Genomic DNA, 22,551 nt, shown 5'->3' on the forward strand with positions numbered 1-22,551 from the left:
GGTCGGCATGCGGGCCGCTTGACCCCGCTGTCACTTAGTGACACAGTGGTCCTGTCGCTAAGTGACAGGAGGTTTCCGACATCGACACGACTGCAGCATCGAGCGCGGTCGACGACAAGCAGTCGCGGGCCCGCCTTCGGGTGTCCCGGCACGCCTGCGAGTTGTTCTGGGAGCGGGGCGTCGCCGCGACCACTGGTGACGACATCGCTGCTGCGGCAGGGCTGTCGACCAGAACGATATGGCGCTACTTCCGTTCCAAGGAGAGCTGCGTAGAGCCGGTGCTGGCGTTGTCGGCGCAGCGCTTCATCGCATTGGCGGGCCGCTGGCCGGACGAACTGTCGCTGGCCGACCACATGGCGGCGGACATGGTCGAGAATCCCCTCACCGAGCGGGAACTCGCCGACGAAATTGCGTCGCTACGGATCGCCACCATGTCGGCGACGGAGCCGGCACTGCGCACCGCCTACCTGATGGTGCACGACGAAATGGAGCGCCGCTTCGTTCCCATCGTCGCCAGACGGTTGCGGCTTCCGGAGGATGACCTCACCGCGCGGCTGTGCGCGGCGGCGGTCACCGCGGCGTTCCGTGTGGTCGACGAGGACGTGGGGCGCCGCGCCATCATCGACAAGGAGAAGGTTTCTCAGCAGGAGGCTCTGGCGTTGATCGACCGGGCCATCCGGGATGCCACCAACGGCCGTCTGGGCGGCCCGGTGAACCCTTGACGAAGCTGAAATAGCAATCACGACAACCGAATAGCACCGAACCCGCCATTGCCGGGGATCTCGAGGATCTCTGGCGGTGCGATGAACGCTGCCTGCATCAACCCCGTGAAAGGACTGTCATGGCACTACCCGACGTGATCTCGGTCGAGGACTTCTTCAACCCGCCGACCCGCGCGGCCGCGACGATCTCCCCGGACGGCACCAAGATCGCCTTCCTCGCACCATGGAAGGATCGCCTCAACGTCTGGGTCCAGGGCCTCGAGTCCGAGGCCGACGAGCCGAGATGCGTGACGGCCGACGACAACCGCAGTGTCCTGCACTTCGAGTGGACGGACGACCCGCGATGGCTGATCTACCTCCAGGACACCAACGGCGACGAGAACTGGCACGTCCATCGAGTCGACCTCGACGACCCCGATGCTGCCGCCGTCGACCTCACACCGTTCCCAGGTGCGATGGCCGCACCCCTACGCGAAGTCAAGAACGGCACGACGACCGTCATGCTCAACAACCGCGACGCCGCCCTGCTCGACGTTCACCAACTCGACATCGCCACAGGCGATCTCACCCTGCGAGCCACCAATCCCGGACACGTGAACGGCTGGTTGTGCAGCGACAGCGGAGACCTCTTCGCCACCTCGCTGACCCCTGACGGCGACCTCGAGCTGTCTCGGTGGGACGACGCCGCCGGCACCCTGCGGCCCATCGTCACGTTCGACGGCAGCGACTACCCCGTGGGCATCCACCCGCTGGTCATCACACCCGACGGTACTGGGGCGTGGATGGGGTCCAACCGCGACACCGACCGCACCCGCCTGGTACGCGTCGACTTGACCACCGGCGAAGAGACCGAAGTCGACAGCCACCCAGAACTCGACATCGATCCCCGGGCGCTCGTCAGCCCCATCGTCCCTGCGCCGCTCATTCAGCACCGGCGCACCGGCGAGTTGCTCGCCGTCCGCTATTTCGGTGAGCGCCAGGTCATCCGGGCTGTCGACCCGCGGTTCGGCGACGTCCTGAGCAACCTGCAGAAGCTGTCCGACGGAGACATCGGACGACTCTCCTCGGACGAGTCCGGGCTGCGCTGGGTCGTCGGGTTCAATCACGACCGCGATCCCGGCGCCACCTATCTGTACGACCACACCACCGGCGAGAGTCGACTGCTGTTCCGGCCGTTGCCGCACCTCGATCCCGAGCAGCTGGCCACCATGCGGCCGGTCACGATCACCTCACGCGACGGACTGGCGCTGCACTCGTACCTGACGCTGCCAGTCGGGGTGGAACCGAAGGGGCTACCGCTGGTGCTCGTCGTGCATGGCGGGCCGTGGTACCGCGACAGCTGGGGTTTCGATGCCGGGGTGCAGTTGCTGGCCAACCGCGGATATGCGGTGTTACAGGTCAACTTTCGCGGATCCGTGGGATACGGCAAGGCCTTCCTCAAGGCGGCGATCGGCGAGTTCGCGGCCAAGATGCACGACGACCTCATCGACGGCGTCGACTGGGCAGTGGAGCAGGGCTACGCCGACCCCGACCGCGTGGCCGTCTTCGGCGGCTCCTACGGCGGGTACGCCGCCCTGGTCGGGGTGACCTTTACACCCGACGTCTTCGCCGCCGCCGTCGACTACGTCGGCATCTCCGATCTCGCGAACTTCATGCGAACCCTGCCGCCGGTCGCCCGCCCGCACCTGGCCAACAACTGGCACGCGTACGTCGGCGACCCCAGCGACCCCGAGCAACTGGCCGACATGGTGGCCCGCTCGCCGATCACGAGAGTCGACCAGATCCGGACGCCGCTGATGGTGATCCAAGGAGCCAACGACGTGCGCGTGGTGCAGGCCGAATCCGACAACCTCGTCACCGCGCTCCGCGGTCGTGGCGTCGAGGTGGACTACCTCATCCAATCGGACGAGGGCCATGGCGCGGTGAACCCGGAGAACGTGATCGACATGTGGCGCGCCATCTCGGGATTCCTCGCTCGGCACCTTGGCGGGCGGGCATGAAAGAGGTTGTCCGTGAACGGAAGCCCACCGCGCTGCAGCAGGCGGGAGGCATACCGGGACTGATCTATGCCAGCCTGCCCGGCGTGGTCTTGGCGGTGGCCGACGCCGTGACCGGAATTCACACCGCGGTGGCACTGGCCGTGGGCACCGGCGCAGGTATCGCGCTGCTGCGGCTGCTGCGCAAGGAGTCAATGCAGCCGGCGCTGTCCGGTCTGTTGGGCGTCGCGATCGCCGCGTTCATCGCCTACCAGACCGGAGACGCGAAAGATTACTTCCTGGTGGGCATTTGGGGGAGCTTCGTTCTTGCGGTGGTGTTCTTCGCATCGATTCTGCTGCGTAGGCCGCTCGCGGGTGTCATCTGGGGTGCAGTGAGCGGGACCGGTCAGGCCTGGCGCGCGGACCGGTCCGCCCGGATGGGCTACGACATTGCGACGCTCGCGCTGGTGGCCGTGTTCGCGGCCCGATTCATGGTGCAGAACTGGCTGCATGGCGAGGACGCCACGGGATGGCTTGCGTTTGCCCGGATCGCCATGGGCTATCCGCTAAGCGCGGTGGCACTCGTGGTCGTCGTCTGGGCGGTCCGCCGGGCCGAGCGGCGAAGGGCCGTCGCGAGCGAGTACGGCTGACGTTTCAGCCGTCCGTACCCGCACTTCCCGTGTTGCCCGCTTCGCCGGATGCCCCGGTGCTGCCGGGTGTTCCGTTCGTGTTCGTGCCGAAGGACCTGGCGCTCCCGCCGCTGCCGCCGGCGCCCGGTATGCCCGCGCCGCCGCCGCTGCCACCAAGGCCTCCCGTGCCACCAGAGCCGTGAGTTCCCGTCGAGCCCAACAGTCCGCCAGCCCCGCCCGTGCCACCGGTCCCACCATTGCCGCCGCTACCCCCGGCGCCGCCGTCGCCCGCAGCTCCGCCGGTCCCACCGTCACCGCCGGTGGTAGTTCCGATCGTGCCGATGGCGGGACCGCCGCTCCCGCCGTTACCGCCGTTACCGCCGGTCGCACCGCTGCCACCCTGAGCGCCCTCGCCTCCTGAGCCGCCCGCGCCACCGATGCCGCCGATCAGCCCTCCGCGCCCACCCGCTCCACCGGCGCCGCCCGCACCGCCACCAGTCCCCGATGCGCCGTCGGCACCGTTCCCGCCGGCACCGCCATTGCCGCCGACGGCCACACTGCCTCCGGAGGTGTCTCCGCCGCCCCCGCCGTTGCCGCCGTTGGTTCCTGGGGCAACGCCGTTGCCGCCGTCTCCACCGGAACCGCCCACGCCCGTGACGTTGCCGTATCCGCTCCCGCCGGCTCCGCCGTTGCCGCCGTTGCCTGCGGTACCACCACCGGTGCCGCCGTCACCCCCGCTACCGCCTTGTCCGAGCGGATTGCCGATGCCGCCGAGATTGGCGCCGGTTTGGCCGTGGCCGCCGTCTGCCCCGTTCTGGCTACCCACGCCGCTGGTCCCCTGGCCGCCCGCATCGCCGATTTGCTCGCCTTCCCCGATTTTGGCGGGCTGGCCGTTCGGAAAGTCGGGGACACCGGGGTTGGGGGTTGCCGTGTCGGGCACCGTGGGCGCGTTGGTGCCGTTGGTCCCGAGTGCGCCTGCTCCACCCGCTCCGCCGGCTCCACCGTTGCCGAACAGCAGCCCACCATTTCCGCCTCGGCCGCCGTTGCCGCCGGCCTGTCCGGCGACGGTCGCGGATGCGCCCACACCGCCGCTGCCGCCGTTGCCGAACAACCCGGCGCTGCCGCCGCTCCCACCGGCCCCACCGTTGATGCCGACGACGCCTGCGCCGCCGCCCCCGCCGTTGCCGATCAGCAGCCCGCCATTGCCACCGGTCTGCCCGGCTCCACCCTGGTAACCGTTGCCGATCAGAAGCCCGGCGTTGGGATGCTCGGCCGTGCCGTTGCTGATGAACACACCGATCAGTGCGGAGATGGGATCGACCGCAGGACCGACCAGGTTGATCGCCGGATTGGAAACCGGAATGACCAAGGCGGCGGCCAGCTTTGGCGGGACGCTGTCTCCGGCGAACACGCACAGCGGATCGTTTGCGCACTTGGTCAGGTCGGCCAAGGGTGGCGCCAACGGAGCGTCCATCGATATCACCGCAATGCCCGGCGAGGCATGAGCCGCAGGCGCCTCCGATAGCGCGGTGAGCCAAAACGCAGCCCCAGCGAGGGCAACCCCGGCGGTGACGGACGAGCGAACCAAACGAGACATGAGGGGACCTCTGCTGGAGGGGGTGGAGAAAGGCCAGCAAAAGAGTATTTGCTTGCGACGGCAACGTCTTGAAAACCGAGCAGAATCCTGCGGAAGGCCGAGCCATCGCCAGGAGTTCGCTACCTCACCGGATCGTCCGCGGTGTTCCCGGGCGGGTCGTCACCGAGGGCTTCCCGTAGCCAGCGTCGTTCGGCGCTGCTGATGGCGCGGGCGGTCATCAGCATGCCGCGCCTGTACGGATCAGCGACGTCCTCGGCATGCAGCGGCCGATCGCCGTCGTAGAAGAAACTCGCCGGCTCCTCCAGGAACGCCAGCCGTCGGCGTAGTACGGCGTGCTGGTCGGAGACCTCGGGCAACTCGGACAGGAACGTCAGAACGACGAAGAATCGGGCGAAGTCAGTGATCTCGTGCTGCGCGGGGTGACGTAGCCGCTCGAGTAGGTCGGCGCGGCCCGCCTCTGTCGCGGTTAGCACGTACCGACCCGGGCCTGCGTCCGTGTCCGCTCGCCGCTCTAGCAGGCCGGCCTTGGCGAGTCGGGTGATCGCCGGATACAGGCTGCCATCGCTGACGGGCCGCGTGTAACCAGTCAGCTGGGACACGCGCCGACGCAACTCGTGCCCTGCCAGTGGGCCCTCGTTCAGAAAGCCCAGGATCGCTAACTCCAGCACGTCGCCTCCTGATCACATCGAATCGAGGTGCACATCGATTCGATGCTACCTTGGACGAATGCCATTGGAATCCTCCGAAGCAGTGATGAAGCGATTCGTCGAGTTCATCAACACAGCGGACGAGCAACTTGCCGGCCAGGTCATCGCCTCGGACGCAGTGTTCTACGCACCGACACATGCCGAACCGCTGCGTGGACCCGGCGGCTACTTGGAACTACTTGCCGTCTTGCGCAACGGGTTTCCTGACATCCACTGGACCGTGGAAGAGACAATCGCCGAAGGCAATAGGATCGCCGCACGATTCACCATGCGCGGCACACATCAAGGTGACTTCTTCGGAATCCCGCCGACCGGCAACGAGATCTCGGTGCAGGCTCTCAACTTCTATCACCTGGCGGACGGCAAGATCGTCAACGAGCGAGGCCAGCCCGATCTGCTCGGGATCATGCAACAAATCGGCGCCGTGCCAACTCCGTGAAGTTGGAAGCTACCCTTGCGATTCCCGTCAGATCTTCCCGCCCGGGAACATCGTCTTGACGGCCTGCGTGACGGTGTCGCGGGCAGCGGCAGCGCCGTCGGGCTCCAGGGAGCTGATCGCCATCACGTAGCGGCGATCGGGTCCGATCACGCCGGTCGACACGTGCAACTGGTTCGCGCCGCTCCAGCAGCAGAACCAGCCCTGCTTGACCGCGACCGGCTCGGCATAGAGCCCCTCGGGGATGCCGAACCGCTGCGGGTACCCATCGGTGCCCGTCGGTGTGGACTGCGCGAGGTCGCCGAGGATGACGGCGGCCTGTTCGGGTGGCAGGCCGCCAGTGCCGTCCAACAGCATGCGGTAGTACTGGACGAGATCGCTTGCGGTGCTTGTGGTGACGTCCCAATGGCTGTTCGAGGGCGCCGTGGTGCCCGGCAACCCGTACCGCGCCTTGACGCGGGCGAGGATGGCATTTCCACCGCCGCGGTTCCAGAACATCTGGGCTGCGCTGTCGTCGGACGAGCGCAGCATGACGTCGAGTGACGCGCGATCGGCGGGGGACAGCGTCGTCTTGCCCTGGGACTGCTGCAGCAGCAGATCGTCGGCGATGAACAGCTTCGCCACGGACGCGATCGGGAAGGGTTTGGTGTTGCCGTTGGAGATGATCTGGCCGGTGTCGCGGTCCAACACGACGGTCTCGATGTTGGCGCCAGACTTGGCCGCGTCGGCGGTGGCCTGACGGACGCGGGCGTCGAGTCCGTCGAATGAGGCCGCCGGCTGGTCGGGTGGGGCTTCGGGCAGCACGGGAAGCGAGGCCTGCGGGGCGGCGATTGGTGCTTGCGTGGTGGTCTCAGCGGTCGGCGGAGCACCCCAGACCTGTGCCTCACAACCGTTTACGAGCAGCGCCACACAGACGACCGCCATTCCCGTAATCAGCCGCCGCATACGTCTCCTCCAAGCAGATCTTGAACCAGGGCAGCCGGGTACCCGCTGCGCCCCTGGATACGCCCAGCCTAATCGGCTGGCGCAGAGTGCACCGGGTCGCCGGACGTTTCGTCCTCAGCGGTTGGAGCGCGTGTCTGTGGCCGGCTGCGAACTGAGGCCCGCCAACAATGCCTGTCGGCTGGCACGGACGTGTTCGCGCATCACTCGCTCGGCGCTGTCCCCGTCCTTGTCGATGATGAGTTCGAGGACGTCGTGATGCTCGCGGTCGGACTGCAGGGGTCGACCAGGCTGACTCAGCGACGTGTTGACCAGGCGGGAGTACGCGAGCTGGTTCATCAGCATCCGGTAGTGCGCCTCGAGTTTGCTGTTGTCGGCGCCTCGAATCAACAGGTCGTGAAACTCCTCGACCAGATCGGCGTAGCGGGCGCGATCGTCGGCTGCCACCGCTTGGTCGGCTTGGCGCAGGTTCTCCTCGAGCTGGTCGATCTCGGGCACTCGTCCCCGCTGCGCGAGTAGTCGCGCGGCCGCGCCTTCGAGAAGCTCCTTCATCTCGAAGAGCTCGATGATCTCGCGACGCGAGGGAGTGGTCACGAAAGTGCCCACCCGCGGCCGGATTTCGATCAGACCCTCGGTCTGCAGCTGCTTGAACGTCTCACGAACCGGCGTTCTGCTGACGCCGAATTCTTCGGCGAGCGCGAGCTCGGAGATGTTGACCCCCGGCTGGATCTCGCCCATGATGATGCGTCGACGGACCTCGGCAATCAACCGTGCCTGAACGGATCCGTTACGCGATCCGTTGGTGCCTGTCACCGTCGATTTCCTCCTGAGAGCTAGGCTCGTCCGCGGTCACAGCGGCGTGAGCGCGCCGCCATCGAAGAACTTACCCGCGCTGTAGACCATCGCTGATCGTTCACTGACGTCGGCGTGGACGACTCGGCCGAGGAACACCGTGTGTGTGCTGGCCCGCAGTCTCTCCCGGATCTCGACCTCCATCCGGGCGGCGCTGCGTGCGAGCAACGGACTTCCGAATGGTCCGCGCTCCCAGTCGAGACCGGCGAACTTGTCATCTGACTTGGTTGCGAACCGGTTGACGACGTCGAGCTGCTCGCTGGAGAGGATGTTGATCGCCAAGTGGGTGGCGGCGAATAGGCAATCGTGCGTTGACGACGTGTGTTGGACGGCGACCATCACGGTCGGTGGGGCCAACGACACACTCGAGAACGCATTGACGGCCAGACCGCGGGGTGTGTCCTGGTCCATCGCGGTGACGACGGTGACACCGCTGACGAACTGGCGGTTGACTGCCTTCATCGTGTCCAGGTCGGGGAGTTCTGGCACGAGAGCCCTCTGCGTCATGGCGTTCAGTGGTCCTGACCAATGGTCAAGATCCCGAGGGCAGTCAGTAAGGCGCGTGGATCCCAGGTGACGTATTCCTTCGCGATGCGATCCCCGTCGAAGTGGGCGAATGTTGCACCACTGACGATGATTTCACGATTGGTCGGTGGAACGCCCAGGAACGAGTGGCGGTGGGTGCCGCTGCTGTGCCAACGAACGGCGGCACGATCACCGTCGACCACGAGCTCGTCGATGATGGTCTTCAGGTCCGGAAAGGCTGCCCGGGTCGTCACTATCGAAGCCTTGAACTCGGCCAGGCTCTGGCCCTCGCCGGTGCCGCTGATCCGCCGGTAGTCGGGACTCAGCAGCGTGTCGAGCGCTTCGACTTCGCCGAGGTCCCACGCGGCCAGCCAAGCGTGCTCGATCCGGGTTCGATTGTCGGTGGTGGTGGACATGACTGTCTCCCTTCAGTTCTCAGTCGCGCCGACGGGGCTGACCGCAAGGCCCACCGGAGGCGTGGGTGCGATCGGGGCTGTCGTGGTCTTCTCGTTGCCGAACACGGGTGCCTTGCTGTGCCACAGTGGCGGAAGTCGGTAGGTGAGCAGGTAGACCACCGCTGCGACGCCGAATCCGACGAAGTACGACAGGTCACCCCATTCGGGGTGTGCCTCGGCGATGGGGCCGACGAAGATCGACAGATTCCAGAACAGCATCGACGCCAAGGTGCCGACCAACCAGGCGACGAAGCCCCACTCCAGGATGCGCCGAGAATCGTAGAGTTCGGCGATCCGAGCCCGGTCGTGCCTGTGCCCAAATACGTAGTCGAGCAACAGCACTGCGCCAAACGGTGCGATCAGGTACGCCCCGACGAAGAGGAACGTCTTGAACTTGTCTTCGAAGCCCTCGTCGGCCCATAGGCTGATGGCGTAGGCGGCGGCGCAGATCAGGATGACGGCCGTGCGCCTGCTCACCGGTATCCGGAGCGTCTGTACCGAGATGGCGCCGCCGTAGACGTTCAAGAAGTTCTGTGAGAACGACGAGACGAGAACCACGAGCAGCGCTGCCACGTGAAATGGTCCGGTCAGCCGGTACAGCGCGTCGATGGGGCTTTCACCGGTGGCCGCCGAGCTTCCCAGCAGGGCGCCGGCGATGCCGAGCCATGACAACGACAAGAAGTTGCCGGCGAAGGTCCAGATCCCGGACGCCCGATTGACGCCGTCTTCGTCGGGCAGATAGCGCGAGTAGTCAGAGGCGAACGGCCACCACGCGATGAGGAACGACAGGAAGAATCCCGCGAACGTGATCCAGCCACCCACCCCGCCGATCCAGTAGTCGGCATGCGGGTTCGTGACGAAACCACCCTGCCAGCCGCGGCTTACCGAAACGACGGTGATCATCAGGAAGCCGAAGAACAGCACCACGGCGAGGATCCGCTCGAGGTAGTGGATCATGTTGTAGCCGTACACTGCGACGACGAGCTGAATCAGCACCAGCACGGCGGTGCCGAGCCAGTACGGAATGGCCGGTACCAGGGCGGCCAGCGCTTGGCCGCCGAGGATGACGGTGACTGCAGCCCAACCAATTCCGGCGAAGATGTTGACGTACGCGACCGGCAGGAAGTTGCCGAAGAATCCCAGCGGGCCACGGGCCTGAATCTGCTGAGCGACACCAAGCCGGCCGCCCATGCGGGACAGCACACCCATCACGACCGATCCGACCAACGAGCCGGCGACGATCGCGGTGACCGAGGCTGTCAATGACAGGCCATAACTCACTGCCAGGAACCCCAGCACCATGATCGGGAAGTTCATTCCCGCCGCGAACCAGATGAAGAACTGGGAGATCGCCTTGCCATGGCGCTCGGAGTCGGGGATGGCGTCGACGCCGTAGGGCTCGACGGCCGCCACCTTGTCGCGGTAGCGCAAGTCCGGCGCGGCTGAGCCATCCGGGCTGCGTGCTGGATCAAGAGTCATCGGATTCCTTTGATCGATCTGTTTGGCCTGGGCCGCGCCAGCTGGGGAAGCAAGTGCCTCTGGCATGCAACAGAAAAGTAATCTTCCTCATACCCGATGTCAATGAGTGATCCAAAATACGTTGCTTCTGCGGCAGAGCGACCGCCTCCAGGGGCGGTTGTTTCCGTTGCGTAAACCGGCTAGCTGCATCGATGCCGCTGTTGACCGCTCCGAGGCCCAGTTCAGCGATCCGGTTTCTTGACCGGCAGACGTGGGGCGAGCTATCGTCTGTTGTATGCAACAAGCGCATTCCGCAGCAGGGATCGGTCTCCGCAAGGTGGTCGTCTACCGCGAATCCATCGTCACCGAGGCCGGCGTCCAACCAGCTCAGCCGGCCTGTCAGGCGAGTGTGGCCGCGGTGATTCGAAACCCCTGGGCGGGAAGCGATCCGACGCACCAACTGGCCGAGGAGGCCGCACGGATCGCGCCCGTCCTGGCCCGCCTGCTGACTGATCGCCTCATCGGCGCACTCGGTGCAGTGGAGGCCGTCGAAGCGTTCGGCAAGGCCGCCATCGTCGGCAGCGGCGGGGAGATCGAGCACGGTGGCGCGTTGATCCACACGCCGTACTTCGGCAACCTGATGCGCGAATACCTCGAAGGCGAGTCGATCATCTGCTTCGCCGACACCCGCGCCGAAGCCGGTGAGCCACTGATCGTGCCGCTGTGGCACAAGACCCACGCTGCGACGCGCAGCCACTATCAGACCGTCACCACACGGGTATCCGATGCTCCTCGCGCCGACGAGATCGTGATCGTCGCCGCGGCGTCGACCGGTCCACGACCACATCCCCGCATCGGCGACCGCACCACCGACCCCGCAGTCACCTCAAGAGATCTGGAGAGCGTCCTTTCATGAAGATCCGCAAGATCGTCACCATCGTCGAAGAAATCCGAACCGAGGGCGGCCGCGAGGTTCACCCCGCGGCGCGGGTCGCCATCGTCGCCGCAGTGATCGAGAACCCCTGGGCTGGAATGGGATTCGTCGATGACCTGGCTCCGGGCATCGGCGAAACGGCCTCTGACGTCGGAGCGCTGCTGGCCCCGCAGGTGATAGAGGCACTGCAGGCGCCGGTGGAGGCGTACGGCAAGGCGGCCATCGTCGGACTCAACGGCGAGATCGAACACGGCTCCGGATTGATCCACACACTGCAGTTCGGCGATCACTTCCGCAAGGCCGCCGATGCCACGACCCTGCTGCCCGCCGTCGAGAAGCGGGGCCCAGCGGGCGTGTTGTTCGACATCCCGCTCAAGCACATCACCGACGCGACGATCCGGTCGCACCACCAGACGGTCGAGGTGCGCATCGCCGATGCACCGCATCCTGACGAGATCATCGTTGCGCTCGCCGCCGCGGCGCAAGGTCGGCCGCAACAGCGGCTGGCCCCGCTGAGCACCGAGCAATAGCATCGGCTGAGGGGCAGATCACCGATGACCACAACGCGGCTCGTTCTCCTGCATGGCGTGGGCCTCGACCACACCATGTGGGACGCCGTCAGGGCGCTGTTACCCGCTGACGTCGACGTCGTCGCCCCCGATCTGCTAGGCCACGGCGCAAGGCAGGCCGCCCCGGCCGGCGTCACGCTTGCGGACTTGGCGGGCGACGTCGCCGAGCAGATCAACCCGGGTGCACACGTGGTCGGGTTCTCGCTGGGTGCGCTGGTCGCCCAGCACCTCGCCCGCTTCCGTTCCGATCTCGTGGCGACGGTGACCTCGGTCAGCTCGGTGTGCCGCCGGACCGAGGCGGAGCGAACCGCCGTCCTCGAGCGTCTTCGCATCGCCGAGAGCGATCCCGCCACAAGCACCAAGGCCTCCTTGGCACGGTGGTTCGAGGGCACCGCCGTGCCGGACGAGCAGGTCCGCCGCACCGAGGCGGTGCTGCGCGCCAACGACCCGGCAAGCTTCCTGGCCTGCTACCGCGTCTTCGCCACCGCCGACGCGGACATCGCACCCGAACTCCCGCGCATCGACATCCCCGCACTCGCCGTCACCGGCGCCGACGACCTCGGGTCGACCCCGGAGATGACACAGCGACTCGCCGACGCGATCCCCGGCTGTCGCAGCGTCGTGATCCCCGGTGCGCGGCACATGCTTCCCATCCAACGCCCCCGCGAACTCGTCGACTGCGTGTCGGCCTTCCTCAAAGAGAGTGCTCATGTCTGAACTCCGCACGTTGGGACACTTCATCGACGGCAAGCCCACCCCGCCGGCATCCGGCGAATACTTCGAGAGCACCAACCCCGCGACCCGCGAGGTGCTCTACGAGGCCGCCCGTGGTGACGCCGTGGACGTCGACCGCGCCGTCCTGGCGGCACAGTCGGCGTTCGACGACCCGCGCTGGCGCGATCTGAGTCAGACCAAGCGTGGTCACCTCTTGCGCAGACTCGGTGATCTGGTCGCCGAGAATGCCGAGGAACTTGCCCGCTCGGAGACGCAGGACAACGGAAAGCTGTTGCGGGAGATGCGCGGACAGCTGACAACGCTGCCCGAGTACTTCTACTACTACGCCGGGCTGGCGGACAAGATCCAGGGTGACGTGATCCCCACCTCCGATCGGCGCGTCCTCAACTACACCTCCCGCGAGCCGCTCGGTGTGGTGGGCGCGATCACGCCGTGGAACTCTCCACTCACCCTGACCACCAGCAAGCTCGCCCCCGCCCTGTGCGCAGGCAACACCGTCGTGATCAAGCCCTCGGAGTACACCTCGGCCACCGTCCTGCGACTCGCGGAGCTCGCGGTCGACGCCGGATTCCCGCCCGGCGCGGTCAACGTCGTCACCGGATTCGGGGCCGAGGCCGGCCAGCCCTTGGTGGACCATCCCCTGCTGGCCAAGATCTCCTTCACCGGAAGTACCGCCACCGGCTCCCGCATCGCGGCTGCCGCGGCGGGCAGATTCATCGGATGCACGCTCGAACTGGGCGGCAAGTCCCCGAACATCGTCTTCGAGGACGCCGACGTGGCCAACGCTGCGGTCGGGGTCATCGCAGGGATCTTCGCCGCCGCCGGACAGACCTGCATCGCCGGCAGCCGGGTCTTCGCTCACCGATCGGTCTACGACGAGCTTCTCGAGCTCGTCTCCGAGCGCGCACGCAGCATCCGCATGGGTGATCCGCTCGACGACACAACGGAATTGGGCCCACTAGCATTCGAGGACCAGCGCGACAAGGTCGCCTCGTACGTGGACATCGGCCGCAGCGAAGGGGCGCGCGTGCTCACCGGCGGCCGAACCAGCGACGCCGGCCTCGGCGGATACTTCTACGAGCCCACCGTGCTCGTCGACGTCGACAACGACATGCGGGTCGTGCGCGAGGAGATCTTCGGGCCCGTCGCGGCCGTCATGCCCTTCGACAGCGAAGACGAGGTCATACGCCTGGCCAACGACACCGAGTACGGACTTGCTGCCGGCGTGTGGACGTCGAATCTAGCTCGCGCACACCGGGTTGCATCGAAGTTGGAGGCGGGCACGGTGTGGGTCAACACCTACCGGGCGATGTCGCCCATGTCGCCGCGCCAAGGCTTCAAGAGCAGCGGAGTCGGTGTCGAACACGGCACCGAAACCATCAAGGAATACACCAGGCTCAAGAGCGTCTGGATCAACACCGACGAGGGACCGGTACCCGATCCCTTCGTGATGCGGAGCTGACCATGCCACTCATCGAAGTCTCCCTGGCTCAGGGACGTTCAGAGCAGCAGATCCGCACCATGATCCACGAAGTCCACGAAGCCGTACTGCGCACCATCGACACCAGGCCCGAGTACATCCGTGTCATCGTGCGCGAAGTGCCTCGGACGCACTGGGCCACAGGCGACGTCACGCTGTCCGAGATGCAGTCTCGGCACGGCTCAGACCCGAAAGCATCTGGTACCGAGGAGGAATCATGAGATTTTCATTGTTCGTACACATGGAACGCTGGGACGAACAGGTCAGCCATCGCCAGCTGTTCGAGAACCTCACCGAGCTGACGCAGATGGCCGAAGCCGGCGGCTTCAGCACGGTATGGATCGGCGAGCACCACGGCATGGAGTACACCATCTCGCCGAGCCCGATGCCCCTGCTCGCCTATCTCGCAGGTCAGACGTCCACCATCCGGCTCGGTGCAGGAACCATCATTGCCCCGTTCTGGAATCCGATCCGTGCCGCCGGCGAGTGCGCACTGCTCGACGTCATCAGCAACGGGCGCATGGAAGTCGGTCTGGCCAGGGGCGCCTACCAGTTCGAGTTCGACCGGATGGCCGGCGGCCTGCCTGCCAGCGACGGCGGAAAGTACTTGCGGGAGTTGGTACCGGCGGTGCGCAAGCTCTGGCAAGGCGACTACGCGCACGACGGCGAGATCTGGCAGTTCCCCACCTCGACGAGCGTCCCCAAGCCCATCCAACAGCCGATGCCGCCGATGTGGATTGCCGCTCGCGACCCCGACTCACACGACTTCGCGGTCCGGTCCGGATGCAACGTCATGGTCACCCCTCTGATGAAGGGCGACGAAGAGGTGGCCGACCTGCAGCAGAAGTTCGAAACCGCGGTGGCCAACCATCCCGAGGTCGCTCGCCCACAACTAATGGTGCTGCGCCACACCCATGTTCACTCTGCTGATGACTCCGACGGTTGGCGCCCCGCCGCCGCGGCAATCTCCAAGTTCTACCGGACCTTCGACGCGTGGTTCGGCAACAAGACCACCCCGGTCGACGGCTTCCTCGCCCCCAGCCCCGAATCCAAGTTCGAAGGACGCCCGGAGTTCGAACTCGACTCCCTGCACCGCACGGCCATGATCGGTACACCCGACGAAGTCATCGCACGTCTGAAGCACTACGAGGAACTCGGCGTCGACGAATTCAGCTTCTGGTGCGACAACAGCCTGCCGCACGAAGAGAAGCGGAAGTCACTCGAACTCTTCATCAAGGAAGTGGCTCCGACGTTTCAGTAGGTCTACCCTCGCCCGGCCCAGGAGATCGAAATGACCGATGAGGCGTATCTCGTCGCGATAGACATGCAAGACGTGTTCAGCCGACCCGACAGCGGGTGGTTCGCGCCACGGTACGCCCAGGCGGCCAGCGGAATCCGGGAGTTGTTGCCGCTCTTCGACGATCGCGCGGTGTTCACCCGATTCGTCTCGCCGCGCGAGCCTACGGGCGCATGGGTCGAGTACTACCAGCGGTGGCCCTTCGCGTTGGTTCCAGACGACGACCCGCTGTATGAACTGACACCAGAGTTCAGCCGCCACGCCGAGGCTGCGGTCTGTATGACGACGTTCGGAAAGTGGGGACCGGCGTTGGCTTCGGCGATGCGCGGTAGCCACGAGATGGTGCTCACCGGTGTGTCGACCGATTGCTGTGTCCTGGCCACTGCCCTGGCCGCCGCTGACTCCGGTGTACACGTGCGGGTGGTCGCCGACGCATGCGCCGGCATCAGCGACGAAGACCACGAACGGGCGTTGGAAGCCATGGCGTTGTTCGGTCCCCTCGTCGAGATCACCGCCGTCGAGCAGGTGCGACGCGATATCACCAAGGAGTGAACATGTCCCATCCATCGGCGAACCACGCCGCCTTCAGTGACCGCGTCAGGGTGTGCGGGCCGGTCGACGTGCTGCATGTCTTTCTGCGCGAAGATCTCCCGCAGACCCATGTGTCCGCGCTGAGCGTGGTCCCGCTGCCGGACTGCTTTCACCGGATCCGCGCCAAGGATCTTGGTGACGCGCGACGGCAGTCGGCTGCTCTGCGCGCGAACGCCGGCAGTTCGTCCTGCACGATCTTCGTCGACGTCGAAGCGACCGTCGACCGCGACGTACGCAAGGCGTTGCACGCTGCCGAACGAATCGGGTCCACCACGGCGAGTGGAGAGCCCGCTGTGCGTTATGTCGGCACACCCCATGGGCTGGCAGGTTTCATCGATGATCTGCATCGCCTTGGCATTGCGGACGGTGTCACGTTGCGGTCAGCGCAGTTCCCTGCTTGCTCGGAGGATTCGATCAACGAAGTGCTCCAGGCACTCACTGCCTGATAGCGCTGCGCTTTACTACCGGAGCCAGGCCCCCTTAGGTTTGTTGGGTCCGGAGCCGCACGCGATCGCGAATCCCCGCTCGCGAGGTACACCGGGAGCGGAGACAAGGGGAACGCCGAATGACCACTGCCACCGAAGATTCTCGCTCCGAGAAGGGGTTGGCGCGGGTCGCTCAGTCGCTGGCGGGCTGGACGGAGAAGTGGTTTCCGGACGCCTATGTCGTCGCCCTCGCGGGTGTCGTCCTCGTCTCCGTCGCCGCGCTAGCCAACGGGTCGTCTCCGCAAGCGGTCGTGGATGCGTTCGGCAACGGCTTCTGGGATCTGACCGCCTTCACGCTCCAGATGGCCATGGTGGTGCTGACCGGATACGTCGTCGCCACGTCCCCGCCGGTGGCCCGGCTGATCGATCGCCTCGCCACCGTGCCACAGTCGGCGCGCAGTGCGGTGAGTCTCGTTGCGTTCCTGTCCATGTCGGTCTCCTTCCTGAATTGGGGACTGAGTCTGGTCTTCGGCGGACTGCTGGCCCGGGCCATCGCACGTCGGACCGATCTGCGGGTGGACTATCGCGCTCTCGGTGCCGCGGCGTTCATGGGGCTCGGCGCGGTGTGGGCCCTGGGGTTGTCCTCGTCGGCCGCACAGCTTCAGGCGACCGCCAGCTCGCTGCCCGACACATTGTTGAAGATCACCGGCGTCCTCGACTTCGGCAAAACAATCTTCACGTGGCAGTCCCTGTCGATGTGCGCGGTCATCATCGCGCTCACCGTGGTGATCGCGCACTTCTCAGCACCAAGGGGCGCGGCCATCAGGACCGCCGAGGATCTGGACGTGGACCTGGATGACCAGAGCGAGGAGGTGCCGCCACGCGCGCGGCCGGGGGAGTGGCTCGAGTACAGTCGCGTCCTGCCCGTCGTGGCGGCCCTGATGACGTTGGGCTGGCTGATCTCCCAGCTGCTCACGAAACCGGTCTTGACCGTCGTCAGCAGCCTCAACGGATATCTGCTGGTCTTCCTCATCCTCGGATTGGTGCTGCACGGGACACCACGGAAGTTCTTGCAAGCCGTCGCCAAAGCCGTCCCGGCTACGGGCGGCATCCTCGTTCAGTTCCCGCTGTATGCCGCCATGGCGGCGATCCTCACCAAGGCGAAAGGCACTGGTGGGCACACGGTTTCGGATCAGCTCGTGCACCTGTTCACCAGTGTTGGCGGCGGGGCGTTCGCGGTCGTCATCGCCATCTACACCGTCGTGTTGGGTGTCTTCATTCCATCGGGCGGCGGCAAGTGGTTGGTCGAGGCCCCCTACGTCATGCAATCGGCCACCGACGTCCAGATGAATCTCGGTTGGACGGTCCAGATCTACAACGTGGCCGAAGCGCTGCCGAATCTGATCAACCCGTTCTTCATGCTGCCGCTGCTGGCGGTGCTCGGACTCCGGGCCCGCGATCTGGTGGGATTTACGTTCTTGCAGTTCATCTTCCACCTACCGGTGGTCCTGGCGTTGGTGTGGTTACTCGGAATGACGTTCGACTTCGTTCCCCCTGTCGTGCCCGCGACACCGTAGGCGGAGGGAGCCGGGCGCTCTCCCGTACGCAGGCGAAGACGTGGTATCACAGTGGTATCATGACGCCATGGGAATGACGCTGCGTACCACAGACCAGCAGGCAGAAGCGTTGCGCCGGCAGGCCGCTGCCGAGGGGCGGTCGATGCAGGCTGTGGCGCTGTCGGCGATCGACGAATACATCGCCCGGCGGGCGCACAAGGCCAAGGTTGCCGATGCGCTGCAGCGCGTTGTGCGCGAGGAGGCTGGCGTTCTGGAGCGCCTCAAGGACGCGTGACCGAGTACCTGGATCTCGACGACCTACTCGAAATCGCTCGTGTCGCCGTTGCAGAGGACGTCTCGGTCGGCGACTACGGCTTACTCGAATCTGCCCTGGCCCGGCCTCGAGCTTCCGTGTTCGGCCAGGATGCCTACCCTGAACTGCACCTCAAAGCCGCTGCGCTGCTGCACTCCCTGGCACGCAACCACGCGCTGGTGGACGGAAACAAGCGACTCGCATGGACAGCCTGCCGAACATTTTTGGCCATCAACGGTCAATGGATCAGCGCACCGGAAGACGAACGATTCGACTTCGTAATCCGCGTCGCCACCGGGTCGGAGGCCGAACTCGACAAGATCGCTGCGCAGCTACTGTCGTGGAGCTACGAGGAGGGATGAGTTGCGTCGCGTGAATTCGTGAGCGGCCATCGTGCCTCCGTCATTTTGCTGCTCTGGCCTAGTCCAATCCGGGGTTAGATTGATCACCAAGGGAGTCGAGTTGTACTAATTGCTGGGGTGTCGTTTGCCGGGGTTTTCGCGAAACTTTGTTGTGTTGACCAGCCTTGTCCGTGACTGGTGGAATGAGCCGGTCGACTATGCGGCGCAGGTACAGTATTTCACCAAGAGATCGCTGGCTAGTCCCCTCAAAGTATTGATCGGCGGTGGGACTGCCCTCGTTGCCGTTGTTTTGCTAGCGCTGGAGCTGCCCTTCACCAGTTCGAGCGGCTTCGCTTCTCGCCTCGTCGTGACGATGTTTGCCGCCTTGACGATCTTTTGGGCCGTCATATGGTGTTGGCGACCGTGGCCCTCGCGTAGCTGGTCGATCGGGTTCGTCGTTTCGTGCGATATCGGAATCGCCGCGGTGGCCCTGCACGACACGGGCTGGCTGACAGGACTCTTCGGGCTCAACGCGTTTGGGCTTATTGGCATCTACCTGATGTTCTTCGACGGGCCGAAAGTCCTAGCCGTGCACACGCTATGGATACTGGTGACGACGACGGCCCACGCTGTCCAGGTCGGCGGTGCAGAATTTGGCGGGGTCGGCTTGGCAGTCAAGGTGTTGCTGGTGGCGGCGGGCGGCGCCGCGGCGCCGCTGGGCATCCAATTCGGGATCTGGATTCTGCGCAACGACGCCAACGACTCGGTCACGGATCCGCTGACCGGCTTGCTGAACCGACGGGGGCTGTACCTGCATGTCGGTGACCTGGTGCGCGACGGAAGTTCCGAGGACGAGCACGTGGTGGTGATGGTCGTCGACCTGGATCGGTTCAAGGGCATCAACGACGCCTTCGGTCACGCCGTCGGTGATGAAGTCCTGATTCGCAGCGCACGGCGAATTCGGTCCGCCGTTCGCAGCAACGCGTTGGTGGCTCGGGTCGGCGGGGAGGAATTCGTGGTCGTGGACCTCGCTGAACCAGGCCACGCAGAACACATCACCGAGCGGGTGCGGTCTGCGGTCGCTGCACCGGCTGATCGACCTTCGGTCACCGCCAGCGTGGGCGTCACGAGTGTGGCCCTGACCGAGTTGGCCGCGCCGGAGGCTGATTCCGCTGCACTGTTGGACGCGGTCATCGGGCGCGCCGATCTCGCGATGTTCGAGGCGAAACGCCTCGGCGGAAATTCGACGATCCACTTACGGGCTGCCGATTCCGACGACTGAGATCCGCCCGCCCAGCGCGGGGTAATAGCTACTCGAAGATCTTGCCGGGGTTGAGGATTCCCGCAGGATCGAGTGCATCCTTGATCGCCCGGTGCAGTCCCAGCACCGTCGGCGACAATTCGTTCACCAGGCCTCCACGCTTGAGCAGGCCGACACCGTGCTCGCCGGTGATGGTGCCGCCAAAGGACAAGGCGGCGTCGAGGATGCCGTCGAAGGCCGCGTGAATCCGCCGCCACAGGTCGGCGTCGTCATCCGTGGGTCCGATGATCAGAGGGTGCAGGTTGCCGTCGCCGGCGTGCGCGACGTTGGCGATCCGAACGCCGTGTTGCAGCGCCAGTGCCTCGATGCGGGCCAGCATCTCCGGGACCTGCTCCTTGGGGACGCACACGTCCTCGGTGATCACCGGTCCCAACCGTTCGAGCGCCGGGTAGGCCAACCGGCGGGCCGCGAACAGGGCGTCGCCTTCGTCGGGGTCGCTCGACCGTTCGGCCCAGTTCGCGCCGCTGGCCCGGAAGTGCTCGACGATGGCGTCGGCGAGTGCGCCGCCGGTGGGCTCTGGGTCATCGACCCGAGCGAGCAGTAGCACGTCTCCCGCGTCCGTCAGGCCCATGTGCTTCCAATCGTCCACCGCACGAAGGCAATACCGGTCCATCAGCTCCAATGCCGACGGGGTTATGCCCGCTGCCCCGACCGCGCGCACCGCGGTACCAGCAGCCACCAGCGACGGGAAGAAGCCCGCGACCGTGATGGGCGCGCCAGGCAGGCTGCGGAGGCGGACCGTGATCTCGGTGACGATGCCCAATGTGCCCTCGGACCCGACCATCAGGCCGACGAGGTCGTAGCCGGCGACGCCCTTGGCGGTCCTGCGCCCGATGCGCACCACTTCCGCCGAACCGGTCACCATCTCGAGTTCGAGCACGTACTCACCGGTGACGCCGTACTTGACGCAACACACCCCACCTGCGTTCGTGGCGACGTTGCCACCGAGCGTCGACCACGGCGAGCTGGCGGGATCGGGTGGGTACCACAACCCGTGCTCCGCCACTGCCGCGCGAAGGTCGTCGTTGACCACGCCCGGTTGGACCACCGCCAGCCGCTCCAACGGGTTGATCTCGAGGATCTTCGACATCGCCTCCAGGGACAACACCACGCAGCCGTCGATGGCGTTTGCGCCACCGGACAGGCCGGTCCCCGCTCCGCGGGCCACGACCGGGGTGCGGTGGCGCAGGCAGATCTCGACCACCCGACGGACCTCTTCGGTGCTGCGGGCACGTACGACGGCTGCCGGCTCGCCGGCCGGAGCCCCGGCCGCCTGATCTCGGCTGAGGCCACGGGCGACGTCGGCGTCGACGATCACCCGTCCCTGCGGCAGCGCGGCAAGCAGGTCGTCGACGACGGTCTCGGCGGCATCCATCAGCGCAGCATGCCCCGACCGCGTCCGCGCAGCGGGTACCCGCGCCGCAGTCTGTGGAGAGCACCACCGAGGGACCGTGCAATCGCCGCACCGACCAACAACCCGACCGCGATGGCAAAGACCACCGTCACCACGCCGAACGCGTTCGCCCCACCACCGCCGGGACTGGTGACCAGCGCGGTGGTGGAAAGCAGACCGAGGCTGCCCGGGACGAGCAGCCAGAAGGCCGGCAGGAAGACCACCAACCGCGGCAGATTCGGGCGCACGGCCTCGACGAGCGAGGACCCGAGGGTGGCGGCGACGGCGCCGAGGAAGCTGCCGAGCGCCGCGCCACCGACGTGTTGCCCGAAACTCTGGGCGGCGAAGGCGAGGACCAACACCACGGTGATCCACGGCAGCAACCGGATCGGCGGACTCTCGAGGACGCCGATCCCGAGGCTGATCAGAATCAGCCCCAACGGTGCGGCCCACCAGCCGAGTGTGTCGACGCGCAGATTGGTCAATTCCGCTGCCGGCACGGTGATTACGTGACTGGCGGCGACGATGCCCAGGGTGAACAGCAGCAGCTGGACCAGTCCGAAGGTCAGCCGTGACGTTCCTGCCACCATGTCGCCGGCGGCCAGCTCGGACATCGCCGTGACGATCAACGCGCCGGGCAGCAGCACCGCCAACGGCGGCAGCAGAGTGCGCAGTGGTCCGTCCAGCAGATCGGCGTTGGCGGCTGCGAACACCCCGCACGCCAGAACGAAGGCCGCAAGCGTGGGCAGCAGGGTGGCGATCAGGCCGAACCTCTGCCCCAGCCGGACGAGGGCGACCACCACGACGGCCCCAACGGCGGCGAAGGCAACGTTGGGGCCACCGGGCTGCAGGATCAGAGCGATTCCCGCGGCGATCGCGATCCAGCCGAGGTTGGCCATCCACTGCGGATAGCGGGGCGGACGGTGGCGCAGGTCGAGCAACTCCTCGGTGGCCTGTGCCACCGTCAACGCACGCTGCGATAGCCGATGACGGATCGCGCGGACCTCCGCGGCCTGGTCGAGACGCAGTCCGCCCGTGACCGACTCGAACGTGGCCGGGGCGCCGCTGGCCAGGTTCACGAAGACGCCGGTCGGCGATGCGGCGATCTGGACATCGGGGTAGCCCAGCGCGGCGCTCACCTCGGCGAGCTCGTCCTCCACGTCACTGACCGGCTGCCCCGTGGCCACCATCGCGGCGCCCAGGTAGGCCAGCAAGGCGCGGACGGCGTCGTCGTCTTCGGACACGGCGTCACTCTGCCAGGTCGGGGCAGAGGCCGGAGCGGGGTTCGTGAGCGGAC

25 protein-coding genes are annotated in these 22,551 nt (G+C 66.1%); 16 read left to right on the forward strand and 9 right to left on the reverse strand.

All coding sequences use genetic code 11. From position 1 onward, the window contains the following. Positions 1-140 precede the first annotated feature (140 nt). From N536_RS0103175 to N536_RS37310, 3 genes are all read left to right on the forward strand, one after another. The gene (locus N536_RS0103175; protein ID WP_029112275.1) at positions 141-722 is read left to right on the forward strand and encodes a TetR/AcrR family transcriptional regulator; all 582 of its coding nucleotides are present in this window, start codon (positions 141-143) and stop codon (positions 720-722) included. A 119-nt stretch (positions 723-841) separates the two neighbouring features. Next, positions 842-2,722 carry a S9 family peptidase gene (locus N536_RS0103180; RefSeq protein WP_029112276.1) on the forward strand — a complete coding sequence of 627 codons (1,881 nt, stop codon included), beginning with the start codon at positions 842-844 and terminating at the stop codon, positions 2,720-2,722. Beyond that, positions 2,719-3,348 carry a DUF3159 domain-containing protein gene (locus tag N536_RS37310; protein WP_051574191.1) on the forward strand — a complete coding sequence of 210 codons (630 nt, stop codon included), beginning with the start codon at positions 2,719-2,721 and terminating at the stop codon, positions 3,346-3,348. The genes N536_RS0103180 and N536_RS37310 overlap by 4 nt, the downstream gene beginning before the upstream one ends. Positions 3,349-3,352: 4 nt before the next feature. On the opposite strand, the gene N536_RS43415 is transcribed toward N536_RS37310, so the two are convergent. Continuing rightward, on the reverse strand, positions 3,353-4,801 hold the full coding sequence (locus N536_RS43415; RefSeq protein WP_155948391.1) for a hypothetical protein: 1,449 nt from the start codon (positions 4,799-4,801) through the stop codon (positions 3,353-3,355). Between the two features lie 242 nt (positions 4,802-5,043). Then, positions 5,044-5,592: a PadR family transcriptional regulator gene (locus N536_RS0103195; RefSeq protein ID WP_029112277.1), complete on the reverse strand. Its 549-nt coding sequence runs from the start codon at positions 5,590-5,592 to the stop codon at positions 5,044-5,046. 58 nt (positions 5,593-5,650) lie between these two features. Here N536_RS0103195 and N536_RS0103200 point away from each other — a divergent pair, with 58 nt between their 5' ends. Further along, positions 5,651-6,070, forward strand: coding sequence for an ester cyclase (locus N536_RS0103200; protein WP_029112278.1), 420 nt, complete (start codon positions 5,651-5,653; stop codon positions 6,068-6,070). A gap of 27 nt (positions 6,071-6,097) precedes the next feature. Here N536_RS0103200 and N536_RS0103205 read toward each other — a convergent pair whose 3' ends face one another. The 5 genes from N536_RS0103205 to N536_RS37320 form a co-directional block, all read right to left on the reverse strand. After that, positions 6,098-7,012: a serine hydrolase gene (locus tag N536_RS0103205; protein WP_029112279.1), complete on the reverse strand. Its 915-nt coding sequence runs from the start codon at positions 7,010-7,012 to the stop codon at positions 6,098-6,100. 114 nt (positions 7,013-7,126) lie between these two features. Beyond that, complete coding sequence (locus N536_RS0103210) at positions 7,127-7,822, reverse strand: GntR family transcriptional regulator (RefSeq protein ID WP_029112280.1); 696 nt, start codon at positions 7,820-7,822, stop codon at positions 7,127-7,129. A 36-nt stretch (positions 7,823-7,858) separates the two neighbouring features. After that, complete coding sequence (locus N536_RS0103215) at positions 7,859-8,368, reverse strand: flavin reductase family protein (protein WP_029112281.1); 510 nt, start codon at positions 8,366-8,368, stop codon at positions 7,859-7,861. A 5-nt stretch (positions 8,369-8,373) separates the two neighbouring features. Continuing rightward, positions 8,374-8,802, reverse strand: a complete 429-nt coding sequence (locus tag N536_RS0103220; protein WP_029112282.1) for an ester cyclase — start codon at positions 8,800-8,802, stop codon at positions 8,374-8,376. A gap of 12 nt (positions 8,803-8,814) precedes the next feature. Next, on the reverse strand, positions 8,815-10,320 hold the full coding sequence (locus N536_RS37320; RefSeq protein WP_051574194.1) for a cytosine permease: 1,506 nt from the start codon (positions 10,318-10,320) through the stop codon (positions 8,815-8,817). Between the two features lie 274 nt (positions 10,321-10,594). Between N536_RS37320 and N536_RS0103230 the strand changes: the two genes are divergently transcribed. The 12 genes from N536_RS0103230 to N536_RS0103285 all read left to right on the forward strand — a co-directional run bounded on the left by N536_RS0103230 (position 10,595) and on the right by N536_RS0103285 (position 19,822). Then, positions 10,595-11,215, forward strand: a complete 621-nt coding sequence (locus tag N536_RS0103230) for an amino acid synthesis family protein (RefSeq protein ID WP_029112283.1) — start codon at positions 10,595-10,597, stop codon at positions 11,213-11,215. Beyond that, positions 11,212-11,763: an amino acid synthesis family protein gene (locus tag N536_RS0103235; RefSeq protein ID WP_029112284.1), complete on the forward strand. Its 552-nt coding sequence runs from the start codon at positions 11,212-11,214 to the stop codon at positions 11,761-11,763. The genes N536_RS0103230 and N536_RS0103235 overlap by 4 nt, the downstream gene beginning before the upstream one ends. 24 nt (positions 11,764-11,787) lie before the next feature. After that, positions 11,788-12,519 (forward strand): alpha/beta fold hydrolase, encoded by a 732-nt coding sequence (locus tag N536_RS0103240; RefSeq protein WP_029112285.1) that lies wholly within the window; start codon positions 11,788-11,790, stop codon positions 12,517-12,519. Further along, positions 12,512-13,999, forward strand: a complete 1,488-nt coding sequence (locus tag N536_RS0103245; RefSeq protein ID WP_029112286.1) for an aldehyde dehydrogenase — start codon at positions 12,512-12,514, stop codon at positions 13,997-13,999. The genes N536_RS0103240 and N536_RS0103245 overlap by 8 nt, the downstream gene beginning before the upstream one ends. A 2-nt stretch (positions 14,000-14,001) precedes the next feature. Then, positions 14,002-14,238: a tautomerase family protein gene (locus tag N536_RS0103250; protein WP_029112287.1), complete on the forward strand. Its 237-nt coding sequence runs from the start codon at positions 14,002-14,004 to the stop codon at positions 14,236-14,238. After that, a complete protein-coding gene (locus tag N536_RS0103255; protein ID WP_029112288.1) occupies positions 14,235-15,278 on the forward strand; it encodes an LLM class flavin-dependent oxidoreductase in 1,044 nt (347 codons plus the stop codon). The genes N536_RS0103250 and N536_RS0103255 overlap by 4 nt, the downstream gene beginning before the upstream one ends. A gap of 30 nt (positions 15,279-15,308) precedes the next feature. Beyond that, complete coding sequence (locus N536_RS0103260; protein ID WP_036435046.1) at positions 15,309-15,866, forward strand: cysteine hydrolase family protein; 558 nt, start codon at positions 15,309-15,311, stop codon at positions 15,864-15,866. A 2-nt stretch (positions 15,867-15,868) separates the two neighbouring features. Next, on the forward strand, positions 15,869-16,351 hold the full coding sequence (locus N536_RS40610; RefSeq protein ID WP_051574195.1) for a hypothetical protein: 483 nt from the start codon (positions 15,869-15,871) through the stop codon (positions 16,349-16,351). Positions 16,352-16,470: 119 nt separating this feature from the next. Next, the gene (locus N536_RS0103270; RefSeq protein WP_029112290.1) at positions 16,471-17,907 is read left to right on the forward strand and encodes a short-chain fatty acid transporter; all 1,437 of its coding nucleotides are present in this window, start codon (positions 16,471-16,473) and stop codon (positions 17,905-17,907) included. Between the two features lie 67 nt (positions 17,908-17,974). Further along, complete coding sequence (locus N536_RS0103275; protein WP_029112291.1) at positions 17,975-18,181, forward strand: hypothetical protein; 207 nt, start codon at positions 17,975-17,977, stop codon at positions 18,179-18,181. Continuing rightward, complete coding sequence (locus tag N536_RS0103280) at positions 18,178-18,561, forward strand: type II toxin-antitoxin system death-on-curing family toxin (protein ID WP_029112292.1); 384 nt, start codon at positions 18,178-18,180, stop codon at positions 18,559-18,561. Before N536_RS0103275 ends, N536_RS0103280 begins: the two co-directional genes overlap by 4 nt. 109 nt (positions 18,562-18,670) lie before the next feature. Beyond that, the gene (locus N536_RS0103285) at positions 18,671-19,822 is read left to right on the forward strand and encodes a GGDEF domain-containing protein (protein WP_231514392.1); all 1,152 of its coding nucleotides are present in this window, start codon (positions 18,671-18,673) and stop codon (positions 19,820-19,822) included. A gap of 28 nt (positions 19,823-19,850) precedes the next feature. On the opposite strand, the gene N536_RS0103290 is transcribed toward N536_RS0103285, so the two are convergent. Further along, entirely contained in the window at positions 19,851-21,236 is a 1,386-nt protein-coding gene (locus tag N536_RS0103290) for an FAD-binding oxidoreductase (protein ID WP_036435048.1), read from the reverse strand. After that, entirely contained in the window at positions 21,236-22,498 is a 1,263-nt protein-coding gene (locus tag N536_RS37330) for a threonine/serine exporter ThrE family protein (RefSeq protein ID WP_051574197.1), read from the reverse strand. Before N536_RS37330 ends, N536_RS0103290 begins: the two co-directional genes overlap by 1 nt. Positions 22,499-22,551 lie beyond the last annotated feature (53 nt).

Source organism: Mycobacterium sp. URHB0044 (assembly GCF_000620625.1).
In the GTDB taxonomy this organism is placed as follows: Bacteria; Actinomycetota; Actinomycetes; order Mycobacteriales; family Mycobacteriaceae; genus Mycobacterium.

Bases quoted from the DNA above. Each gene is read 5' to 3' on its own strand.
- N536_RS43415 (WP_155948391.1), bottom strand. From the start codon at position 4,801: ATGGACGCTCCGTTGGCGCCACCCTTGGCCGACCTGACCAAGTGCGCA.
- N536_RS37320 (WP_051574194.1), bottom strand. From the start codon at position 10,320: ATGACTCTTGATCCAGCACGCAGCCCGGATGGCTCAGCCGCGCCGGAC.
- N536_RS0103230 (WP_029112283.1), top strand. From the start codon at position 10,595: ATGCAACAAGCGCATTCCGCAGCAGGGATCGGTCTCCGCAAGGTGGTC.
- N536_RS0103215 (WP_029112281.1), bottom strand. From the start codon at position 8,368: ATGACGCAGAGGGCTCTCGTGCCAGAACTCCCCGACCTGGACACGATG.
- N536_RS0103180 (WP_029112276.1), top strand. From the start codon at position 842: ATGGCACTACCCGACGTGATCTCGGTCGAGGACTTCTTCAACCCGCCG.
- N536_RS0103290 (WP_036435048.1), bottom strand. From the start codon at position 21,236: ATGGATGCCGCCGAGACCGTCGTCGACGACCTGCTTGCCGCGCTGCCG.
- N536_RS0103240 (WP_029112285.1), top strand. From the start codon at position 11,788: ATGACCACAACGCGGCTCGTTCTCCTGCATGGCGTGGGCCTCGACCAC.
- N536_RS37310 (WP_051574191.1), top strand. From the start codon at position 2,719: ATGAAAGAGGTTGTCCGTGAACGGAAGCCCACCGCGCTGCAGCAGGCG.
- N536_RS0103205 (WP_029112279.1), bottom strand. From the start codon at position 7,012: ATGCGGCGGCTGATTACGGGAATGGCGGTCGTCTGTGTGGCGCTGCTC.
- N536_RS40610 (WP_051574195.1), top strand. From the start codon at position 15,869: ATGTCCCATCCATCGGCGAACCACGCCGCCTTCAGTGACCGCGTCAGG.
- N536_RS0103235 (WP_029112284.1), top strand. From the start codon at position 11,212: ATGAAGATCCGCAAGATCGTCACCATCGTCGAAGAAATCCGAACCGAG.
- N536_RS0103250 (WP_029112287.1), top strand. From the start codon at position 14,002: ATGCCACTCATCGAAGTCTCCCTGGCTCAGGGACGTTCAGAGCAGCAG.
- N536_RS0103220 (WP_029112282.1), bottom strand. From the start codon at position 8,802: ATGTCCACCACCACCGACAATCGAACCCGGATCGAGCACGCTTGGCTG.
- N536_RS0103245 (WP_029112286.1), top strand. From the start codon at position 12,512: ATGTCTGAACTCCGCACGTTGGGACACTTCATCGACGGCAAGCCCACC.
- N536_RS0103270 (WP_029112290.1), top strand. From the start codon at position 16,471: ATGACCACTGCCACCGAAGATTCTCGCTCCGAGAAGGGGTTGGCGCGG.
- N536_RS0103275 (WP_029112291.1), top strand. From the start codon at position 17,975: ATGGGAATGACGCTGCGTACCACAGACCAGCAGGCAGAAGCGTTGCGC.
- N536_RS0103200 (WP_029112278.1), top strand. From the start codon at position 5,651: ATGCCATTGGAATCCTCCGAAGCAGTGATGAAGCGATTCGTCGAGTTC.
- N536_RS0103255 (WP_029112288.1), top strand. From the start codon at position 14,235: ATGAGATTTTCATTGTTCGTACACATGGAACGCTGGGACGAACAGGTC.
- N536_RS0103260 (WP_036435046.1), top strand. From the start codon at position 15,309: ATGACCGATGAGGCGTATCTCGTCGCGATAGACATGCAAGACGTGTTC.